Genomic DNA, 8,793 nt, shown 5'->3' with positions numbered 1-8,793 from the left:
CCTGGAGCCGGGCGACGCGGGCCTGCACCTGGTCGTAGGCCAACAGCTGTCGGCCTGAGACGACTCGCTCGGTGCAGTGCGCGACCGCCTCATCGACCATCCGGTGGATGAAGCCGACCGCACTGCCAGCGAAGCTCGATCGCGACCGATGCAGCAAGTCCATCATCATCCGCAGGCCGGCACGGTCACCCCTGAGGCGATGCGTGGAGGGAACGAGGACATCAACCCTGTTGCGGCCGTAGGGGATTGCGTAGAGCCCAAGGGCCGGATACTGCTCAACCAGCGTGATCTGCTGGTCGGGATCACTCTGGTCGCAGATGAACATATCGATGCCGTTGCCCAGGTCGCCGTCGTCCTTGCCGGGGCGCGCCATGACCAGCCAGTAGTCGGCCCAGCCGGACAGCCCGGCCCAGTGCTTGGTCCCCACGACCCGATACTGATCACCCTCGCGACGCCAGGCGGTCCTCATCGACAGAGCGTCCGTGCCGTAGCCGGGCTCTGTGATCATCAGGCCGCCGAGGCTGCCGCCACCGGCCAGACGCGGCAGGATGCGTTGGGCAACCTCAGTGTCGGCATACTTCGCGACGGGTTGCACGAACAGGCTGCCACTGATGCCCATAGTCAGGCCCAGGGCCAGGGAGTGGTAGGCCGCCTCCTCCATCACTGCCTGGCTGGGTGCCAAACTGTCACCGAACCCACCGAAGCGAGTCGGCAGGAATGCCCGCATCGGCTGCGCCGCGAGCACCTCACGCATGACAAACGGCGGCAGCCCCCGCTCCTGGCCGATCACGTCGAGGTCGGCCCTGTGCCCGAAGGTCCGCGACAAAACGGCGCGGAACCGCTCGATCAGCCGCCCCGCGTCGCCGGCGTCCGTGCCCGATGTGTTGCTCACGGCCGTGCCCGGACCCGGGCACCGGTCCGCGGACACGTCCGTGCTGGGACGTTCAACCTGCGACACCATGCCAGAAGCCTCCCTTCCACCGCCGCGATTTCCTTCGTGGTCCCGGCCGCCTCCTTCGCGGTGATCGTCGGGTATGCCGTGTTCACCCTGCGCGCACGCGGGTCGAGCACCATACCCCGGCCTGAGCCTGGATCCGGCAAGCCGATGGGCATGGGCCGGGAGATCGGATCAGGTGAAGATGCTCACGCCGCCGGGGCCGACCAACAGCCCGACAACGATCAGCACGATCCCCCACAGCATCTGCTTGCGCAAGAGCGCGAAGATGCCGGCGACGACCAGGACGACGGCGATAATCCAGAGAATGGTTGCCATTGATGCTCCTCACAGTGCCGCGACCGCGAATACCGGTCCGTCCCAGCAGCATGGACCCTTGCGCGAGGCACCACAACTTCAACGGGCAGCGCGGGACGGGAGTCTCTGCGGGTTGATGTCCTCGATCGTGCCCTACGTTTCCGACCTGCCCGCCCTGCGCCGAGCCCCCGCCCAGATGATCAGCACCTTCACCAGCATCAACCCCTTGCTGCGTCGCTGCAGGTCAGCGCGTGCGGCGATGATCAAACGTCCCGCAACACCCGTCCGGTACGCGACCCTCGCGTTCTAGGACCCAGACCCGACTGATATCGCGCGGGTCACGCCGAATCACGAACTTGCCCAACTGGGCCCGACGGGCGACCCACAGGCGCAACGCGTTGCTGAAGTAGTGCACGTGGTCAATCTCGAACCCGGTCCGGGTCAGAGCGCGTCGAATCACCGGGAGGAAGTCGACGAGGAAGGCCGTCGGGCTCGTGACTACCGCCGGATCCCCATCTTCTGTGACCCCTTGGGTCCACCGCCCTGCTGGGTCTGTCCCAGCCCCCTGTGGGTGCTGCTGTGGTAGGTCGCGACCACCAGGACCAGCCAGCGTTCCAACTCCCGCAGCGTCAACGCTGCCTTCTTCTCCGACGGGTAGCTGCCCCGGTCCGCAGGGTCGGAGAACGTCGTGCCCGGTAGTTCGTGCACCTTGGTCATTGCGGTCCCGATGACGCGTTCCACGATGCCCCCGTAGTGCGGTTGCCCTCCTGGCCGGTAGGTCAGCTCGATCCCGTGCTGCTCACAACCCCGGCGCAGCGCTGCGCTTTTGAACTCCGAAGGCGTTGTGCAGGACAGCCGGTGCGGCTTGCCGCTCATCGGCCAGTGGACCTCGACCCCGAGACTCTCCAGCCAGGGTCGTTTGTCGCAGCACGCCTGGGCCAGACACAACCCGACCGAGACCGCCGAGGGTGCCTTCAATGTGATGACCATGCCGATCAGGCACCGGCTGTACACGCCGATCCGCCAAGGCACCGATCACCCCCGCCCGATGCCGAGCCTGCGCCCACACATCCTCCGACATGGACAACAGCGGCGATTCCTGCTGATCCCGGTCGGCTACCCGCCGTCGGCGCCGGTGCCGGACCTCACCCGCAAATCGTTGGGCGTGGCCCTGTTCCGGCGGTGACGGAGTGCTCGACCGGCTCACTGGCCTCGAGCAGCGCCCGCGTGCCCGGGTGTGCGGCGCGGCCCAGATCCGCGGTGTCCAGCCGCTCGACGATCCGGCCCTGGTCCAGGACCACGACCCGGTCTGCCACCTGCCGAGCGACCCTGAGGTCGTGGGTGACCAGGACGACCGTCAGCCCCTGTTCCTCCCGCGCCCTGGCCAGGAGCTCCACGAGCTCGTCCTGGGCCAGGACGTCCAGACCGCTGGTCGGCTCGTCGGCGAGCAGGATGGTGGGCTCGGGGGCCAGCGCACGGGCCAGCGCCACGCGCTGTCGTTGGCCGCCGGACAGGGTCTCCGGACGCCGGTCGAGCATGGCCGGGTCCAGACCGACCCGGATCAGCAGGTCAGCCTGCGTCGTCGCACTGGCGGCGCCCAGCCCTTCACCAATGACCCGGCGGACGGTGTAGCGGGGGTCGAAGGACGACAACGCATCCTGGAAGAGCAGACCTACCGTCCGTCGCGTGGCGCGGATCCGGGCCGGCGACAGACCCCAGACGTCGACGCCGTTGACGCTCAGCCGACCTGTGTCCGGGCGCTCCAGCGCGGCAAGGACGCCTATCAGCGTGGACTTTCCGGATCCGCTGCGTCCGATGACGGCGAGAGCCTCACCGCGACGGATCTGCAGGTCCACGTCGTCCAGGGCGAGGGTATGTCGTCCCTGTCCGTGCAGCGTCAGGCTCACCCGGGCGCAGCTCACGGTGCTCTGCTCGGTCGCGGGCGGCACCGACTGCGCCTCTGGTGTTCGCGCGACGGGCCGGGTCAGCGCGTGCGACCAGGCTCGGGTGAGCGGGGTGGCGGCAGATCCGAGCAGTCCGCGACTGTCACCGCGCTCCAGGATCCTGCCGGCGTCGATGACCACGGTCTCATCGGCCCACCGAGCGGCAGCAGCCAGGTCGTGGGTGACCAGGAGGACGGCACCGCCCCGATCCGCGTGATCTCGCAGCAGGTGCAGCACCTCGCCTTGGCTGACGGGGTCGAGCTCGGCGGTCACCTCGTCCGCCAGCAGCACCTGCGGCCTCCAGAGGGTGGCCAGGGCTATCGCCACCCGCTGGGCCTGCCCCCCGGACAGCTCGAAGGGGTAGGCGCCCCAGATGCCTTCGGGATTCTCCAGGCCGACCTCGAGCAGGGCTGCTAGACCACGGTCGAGCTCGGTGGACCGCGCCCGGCCTTCCGACTCGTGGGTCCGCATCGACTCAACGAAATGACGGCTCACCGGCACCGTAGGATTCAGGCTCGCCGTCGCGTCCTGGCCGATCCAGCCCAGGGCCGTGCCCCGCAGACGGCGCAGTCGTCGGGGCGGCGTGGCCAGCAGGTCGACGCTGCCCATCCGGACCTGACCACACGCCCGCAGGGCGGCAGGCAGCAGACCGGCCACCGCCCGCAGGGTCAGGCTCTTCCCTGCGCCGCTCGGCCCCACCAGGGCGGTCGTGCGTCCGGGGTGCAGGTCCAGATCCACTCCGTGGACCAGTGCCTCCCCGGTCGCCGAGCGCACCCCTAGGCCTGTCGCCTGCAGCGCCGGGGGGCTCACCAGGCCCGCCCCCGAGTCGGCGACAGAGCGGAGGCGATGACGTTGACGGCGATGATCGTGACCACGATCATCGCGGCTGGCAGGGCCACGGTGTACCACTGCCCGGTCAGCAGATGTGACTGTGCGTTCTGCAGCAGGGTGCCCCACGCGGGGCGGTTCGGCGGCACATCCAGTCCGAGGAAGCTCAAGGTCGACTCGGTCAGGATGGCGTGACCGACCTCGAAGGCGGCGATCGAGGCTACGGGGGGCAGGGAGCCGGGCAGTGAGTGTCGCAGGAGCACCTGTCGTGGGGACAGGCCCAGGGAGCGGGCGGCACGCACGTAGCGCCGCTGCTGCTGAGAGCGCAGCTCGGCTCGGGCGATCAGGGCCACCGGCATCCAGGACGTCACCGCGATGGCCAGGATCACTACCGTGAGGGAGCCGCCGAGCACCGCCGAGAGTGCCAGGACGACCACCAGCAGCGGTAGGGCGAGCATGGTATCGGCGGCGCGGGTGATGAGGGCGTCGAGCCATTGGGGGCCCTGGGCTGCCAGCGCGCCCAGGGCCACGCCGATCAGGACGGTGACCGTTGCAGCGCTCAGTCCGATCAGCAGCGAGGTGCGGCCCCCGTAGAGCAATCGGGTCAGCAGGTCGTGCCCGAGCGTGTCGGTGCCGAGCAGGTGTCCCGGAGTCCCCGGTCGCAGGTTGCGTGCCGTGGTGTCGGTGGCCAGCGGGTCCAGGTCGGTGAGCAGCGGCGCCGCTGCACACAGCGCGCCGAGCACGGCCAGGACTGCGACGGCGACCCACAGGGCGGGTGACCCGGCTCGCGGCCGGCGGGCGCCATCCTGGCCGGGCACCCCTTCGCGGGCCCACCGGGGCAGACGAGCGCGCGGCAGGGTCTGCTGCGGTTCGGCGGGCAGCTGGTCAGTGCTCATGCGCGACTCCTGTCCCCGCGCCGGAGAGCCGCACCCTGGGGTCGAGTCGGATCGCGACGAGCTCGCCGACCAGGTTGGCCAGCAGCACGCAGCCCGCGGTGAGCAGCACGGCCGCCGTCAGCACCGGGTAGTCCTCCGCGCGCGCCGCCTCGATGGCCATCCGTCCCAGCCCCGGCCAGGAGAAGACCACCTCGATGGCGTAGGCGCCGGCGAACAGCCCGCCGGTACCCACCCCGAGACGGGTCACGAACGGCACCAGTCCCGGACGCAGCAGGTGCCGCCGGGTCAGTGTCCACGTCCGCACACCTCGTGCCCGGGCGCTCTCGGTGTGCGGGGCGGTCACCGTCTGGGCGACCCCGCCCTGGACGAGGCGCACGTAGATCCCGAAGTGGTGTCCGAAGGCCAGAGCGGCGGCCGGCAGGGCCACATGCGCGGCCACGGTGATCAGGTTCATCGACTCTCCCGGGCGTCCGAGTCCGCCGGAGGGCAGCACCTGCAGCTGGGCGGAGAAGACGTAGAGCAGCAGCAGTGCGGTGATGAAGCCCGGCATGCCACCGAGGGTGAACATGACCGTTTCGATGCTGCGCCGCAGGCCGGCCGATCGGGTGACCGCGGCCAGCAGGCCCACGGCCAGGGCACCGAGCACGCTGAACAGGGTGGCCACCCCCGCCAGCGTCAATGTCCAACCGACCGCGCCACCCAGCTCGTCGGCCACTGGGCGACCGGTCAGGTAGGAGGCTCCGAGGTCTCCGCGGACCGCTGATGCCGCCCAGGACAGGTAGCGCACCGCCAGCGGCTCGTCCAGGCCCATCGAGATCCGTTGTGCCTGGATCGCCGTCTCGGAGACGGGCCGGCCCCCGCTGCGGGCCTCCAGCACCGATCGGGCGGGATCACCCGGGGCCAGCTCCAGCAGACCGAAGCACCACACCGAGACCGCGACGAGGACGACCAGCGACGAGGTGGCTCGACGGGCCAGGTAGGCGGCGCTGCTCACTCCCAGTGCCAGGTCTCGACATCCCAGAACAGTCCGAAGCCGTGGTGCTCCAGGGTGCGTTCGGTGGGACCGGAGAAGCTCGCTGGGAAGGCGTTGAGGGCCTGCAGGTAGACCAGCCAGACGTAGGGCGGATCGATTGCGATCGCCTGCTGGAAGTCGACGTAGGCACCGGTCTCGCCGCGGCGGCCTGCCATCAGGGCGGCGTCCACCTCGGCGTTGCTGTAGCTGCCCAGATTCGACCCGCCCGCGGTCAGCGCCTGCGAGGAGTGGAACGGCGCGAACAGGGAGGTGTCAGGGTGGTAGGGCGTTCCCCAGCCGATGACGAACGCGTCCAGGTCTGCCCACTCCACCGCGTCCCGGGGCAATGGCTGTGCGGTCACGTCGAAGCCCTGCTCCTTGAGCTGGGTGGTCACCACCTCCAGCAGGCCCACGCGCACCGAGTCCTCGGCGAACGTGGAGATGGTGAAGGACACCGGCTCGCCGTCCTTGGTCCACGGACCCTGGTCCGAGCGGGTGTAGCCGGCCGAGGTCATCAGCTCGCGCACTGTGTCCGGGTCGAAGGTGTAGGGCGCGAGGTCGGGATCCTCCAGGTCGCTCATGCCCAGTGGGCTGGTTGCCGGCTTGCCGAATCCGAGCACCACCGCTTCGACCAGGGCGTCCCGGTCCACGGCGTAGTTCAGCGCTTGGCGCAGCGCCGGGTCGGCGAAGACGGGTCGCTCCATGTTGAGCAGCAGCCCCCGGTAGTCGGCGATGGGGAACACCTGCAGGCTCAGGGCGTCGTCGTCCCGCACGGCCTGGGCCTGCTGCGGGTCGACGTAGGCCGCATCTACCTCGCCGTTGGCCAGCTGCACGGCCCGTGCGGTGGAGTCCGGCACGTAGGTGATGATCACCTCCTCCAGACCGGGCGCGCCCGCGTAGAAGTCATCGAAGACCACCAGCTTGGCATACTGGTCGTTCTTGAAGTCCACCAGCCGGAACGGGCCCGTCCCGACAGGTGCGATGCCGAAGTCCGGGTCGGTCACCGAGGAGTCGCCCAGCGCGTGCTCGGGCAGGATGCCCATGGTCAGGACGTCCAACAGCGGGGCGGACGGCTCGGACAGCGCGATCCGCACGTGGGTGTCGTCCGCAGCCGTGACGTCGCTGACGGCAGCGAAGTTCGCGGCGACGGCGGCCTCGGCGGCCGGGTCGCGCACCCCCTGGAGGGTGAAGACGACATCATCGGCGGTGAACGGCTCACCGTCGTGCCAGGTGACGTCCTCACGCAAAGTGAACTCGTAGGTCAGCCCGTCGTCGGAGACGGTCCAGTCGGTCGCGAGCGCCGGGACCACCTCGTTGTCTGCGTCGTGCGCCACCAGGCCTCGGAAGACCATCTCGGTCACCGGGTTGGTGTGCTCGACCAGCATGGCGGGGTTGAACGTGTCGGGGGTCTGGTCGCTGGCGTAGGTGAGACTGCCGCGCTCCTCGCCTCCGGCTGCGGTGCCCCCGGTCTCCATGGTGCTGCTGCAGGCGCTCAGCAGCAGCACAGCCGCGGCGACCAAGGTTGATGCTCCTATAGATGTCAAGCGGCGTGGGCTGCGACTTCACTCGTGGCGGGGAGGGCAGGCGTGGGGCACAGGGTCCGGTAGATCTCGCGGGCGACGTAGCGCTTCAGGCAGCGGATGATCTCGGCCTTGGTCTTGTGCTCCTTGAGTCGTCGCTCCATGTACGTCCGGGTTGGTTCGTGCCAGCGCAGGCGGACAACCACGACACGGTGCAACGCGGCGTTGGCCTGCCGGTCGCCACCGCGGTTGAGGCGGTGCCGCTGAATCTTGCCTGAGGAGGCTGGGATGGGGCTCACCCCGCACAGCGCGGCGAAGGCGGCCTCGGAGTGCAACCGGTGGGGGTTGTCCCCCGCGGTCATCAGGAGTCTGGCAGCGGTGTCCGGGCCGACGCCGAAGATCTCGCGCAGTTGGGGTGTTGCCGTGTCGGTGAGCATTCGGATCTGCCGGGTGAGGTCCTTGACCTCCTGGCGTAGTCCAAGGTTGCGTCGTGCCAGGAGCCGCAAGGAGTGTTTGGCCACCGCGGTCGTGGACGTCAATGGGCCGGGACGCAACGCTTCGCAGCGCTGCAGCAGTTTGCCCACGGTCAGGTCGTTCAGGGCTGCACGCAGTTCGGTGGGGGCAGTGACCAGCAGCGCTTTGATCTGGTTCAGCGACTGGGTGCGCGCCTTGACCGCAGAGTCCCTGGTGAGCTTGAGCATCCGGATCATCTCCACGGCGCCAGCACCGTCTTTGGGTGTGCCCCTCGCGGTGCCGGCCAGCACCGACCGGGCGGCCATCTCAGCGTCGATGGGGTCACTCTTACCGACCTGATACCGGGTGGCCCGGTCGGGGCGGTTGACCTCCACCACTCGGTGGCCGCGAGCGGTCAGGAACCGGGTCAACCCAGCCCCGTAGGACCCCGTGCCCTCCACACCGAAGGCCTGCACGGTGCCCAGGCTGGTAGCCCACTGCTCCAGCTGCACGTAGCCGGAGGGGGTAGTCGGGACGGACCGTTCCTGCAGTCGCACACCCAGCGTGTCCAGGGCGACCGCGACATGCACGTCCTTATGGGTATCGACCCCGATGATGGCGCGTCGATCCGGTGCCTCATGCGGCATGATGGTCATTGCTATCTCCTCGCGTCCTAGCGGTGGGTGATGGTCTTCCCACCGGACGGGCGAGCGGACAGGACTGCGACGGGGCCTCTTGGCCAGGCTCCTATAAGGTCACTGCTCGCCTGGCCGGTGGGGCCGGGATGCCACCCCAGGCACGAGCCGACAGATCAACCTAAAGGCACGAAAGCCGGTCGTTCCAAGAGTCAGACCCGACCCGGGATGGCATGCAACTGATCATCGCAGTC

The 8,793-nt window shown here is 69.3% G+C and carries 9 protein-coding genes; all 9 read right to left on the bottom strand.

Going from position 1 to position 8,793, the window contains the following annotated elements:
- Positions 1-892, bottom strand: an 892-nt coding sequence (locus tag ACR2FV_RS00685; RefSeq protein ID WP_434013810.1) for an acyl-CoA dehydrogenase family protein, incomplete at its 3' end; no start/stop codon positions are given.
- Between the two features lie 237 nt (positions 893-1,129).
- Positions 1,130-1,273, bottom strand: a complete 144-nt coding sequence (locus tag ACR2FV_RS00680; RefSeq protein WP_434013809.1) for a GPGG-motif small membrane protein — start codon at positions 1,271-1,273, stop codon at positions 1,130-1,132.
- 223 nt (positions 1,274-1,496) lie between these two features.
- Positions 1,497-1,667 carry a Mu transposase C-terminal domain-containing protein gene (locus ACR2FV_RS00675; protein ID WP_434013808.1) on the bottom strand — a complete coding sequence of 57 codons (171 nt, stop codon included), beginning with the start codon at positions 1,665-1,667 and terminating at the stop codon, positions 1,497-1,499.
- Positions 1,668-1,750: 83 nt separating this feature from the next.
- Entirely contained in the window at positions 1,751-2,242 is a 492-nt protein-coding gene (locus ACR2FV_RS00670; protein ID WP_434013807.1) for a hypothetical protein, read from the bottom strand.
- A 155-nt stretch (positions 2,243-2,397) separates the two neighbouring features.
- On the bottom strand, positions 2,398-4,005 hold the full coding sequence (locus tag ACR2FV_RS00665) for an ABC transporter ATP-binding protein (protein WP_434013806.1): 1,608 nt from the start codon (positions 4,003-4,005) through the stop codon (positions 2,398-2,400).
- Positions 4,002-4,919, bottom strand: coding sequence for an ABC transporter permease (locus ACR2FV_RS00660; protein WP_434013805.1), 918 nt, complete (start codon positions 4,917-4,919; stop codon positions 4,002-4,004). The genes ACR2FV_RS00665 and ACR2FV_RS00660 overlap by 4 nt, the downstream gene beginning before the upstream one ends.
- Entirely contained in the window at positions 4,909-5,913 is a 1,005-nt protein-coding gene (locus ACR2FV_RS00655; RefSeq protein WP_434013804.1) for an ABC transporter permease, read from the bottom strand. Before ACR2FV_RS00655 ends, ACR2FV_RS00660 begins: the two co-directional genes overlap by 11 nt.
- Positions 5,910-7,451, bottom strand: coding sequence for an ABC transporter substrate-binding protein (locus ACR2FV_RS00650; protein WP_434013803.1), 1,542 nt, complete (start codon positions 7,449-7,451; stop codon positions 5,910-5,912). The genes ACR2FV_RS00655 and ACR2FV_RS00650 overlap by 4 nt, the downstream gene beginning before the upstream one ends.
- Positions 7,452-7,471: 20 nt before the next feature.
- Positions 7,472-8,560: an IS110 family transposase gene (locus ACR2FV_RS00645; RefSeq protein ID WP_434013802.1), complete on the bottom strand. Its 1,089-nt coding sequence runs from the start codon at positions 8,558-8,560 to the stop codon at positions 7,472-7,474.
- Between the last annotated feature and the right edge of the window lie 233 nt (positions 8,561-8,793).

Origin of the sequence: Ornithinimicrobium sp. (assembly GCF_051004135.1) — a bacterium.
In the GTDB taxonomy this organism is placed as follows: domain Bacteria; phylum Actinomycetota; class Actinomycetes; order Actinomycetales; family Dermatophilaceae; genus Ornithinicoccus.
This window is presented reverse-complemented; position numbering and strand designations above follow the sequence as displayed.

What these genes read in the sequence shown, in the direction of transcription:
- ACR2FV_RS00660 (WP_434013805.1), bottom strand. Translation starts at nt 4,919, where the DNA reads ATGAGCACTGACCAGCTGCCCGCCGAACCGCAGCAGACCCTGCCGCGC.
- ACR2FV_RS00680 (WP_434013809.1), bottom strand. Translation starts at nt 1,273, where the DNA reads ATGGCAACCATTCTCTGGATTATCGCCGTCGTCCTGGTCGTCGCCGGC.
- ACR2FV_RS00670 (WP_434013807.1), bottom strand. Translation starts at nt 2,242, where the DNA reads ATGGTCATCACATTGAAGGCACCCTCGGCGGTCTCGGTCGGGTTGTGT.
- ACR2FV_RS00645 (WP_434013802.1), bottom strand. Translation starts at nt 8,560, where the DNA reads ATGACCATCATGCCGCATGAGGCACCGGATCGACGCGCCATCATCGGG.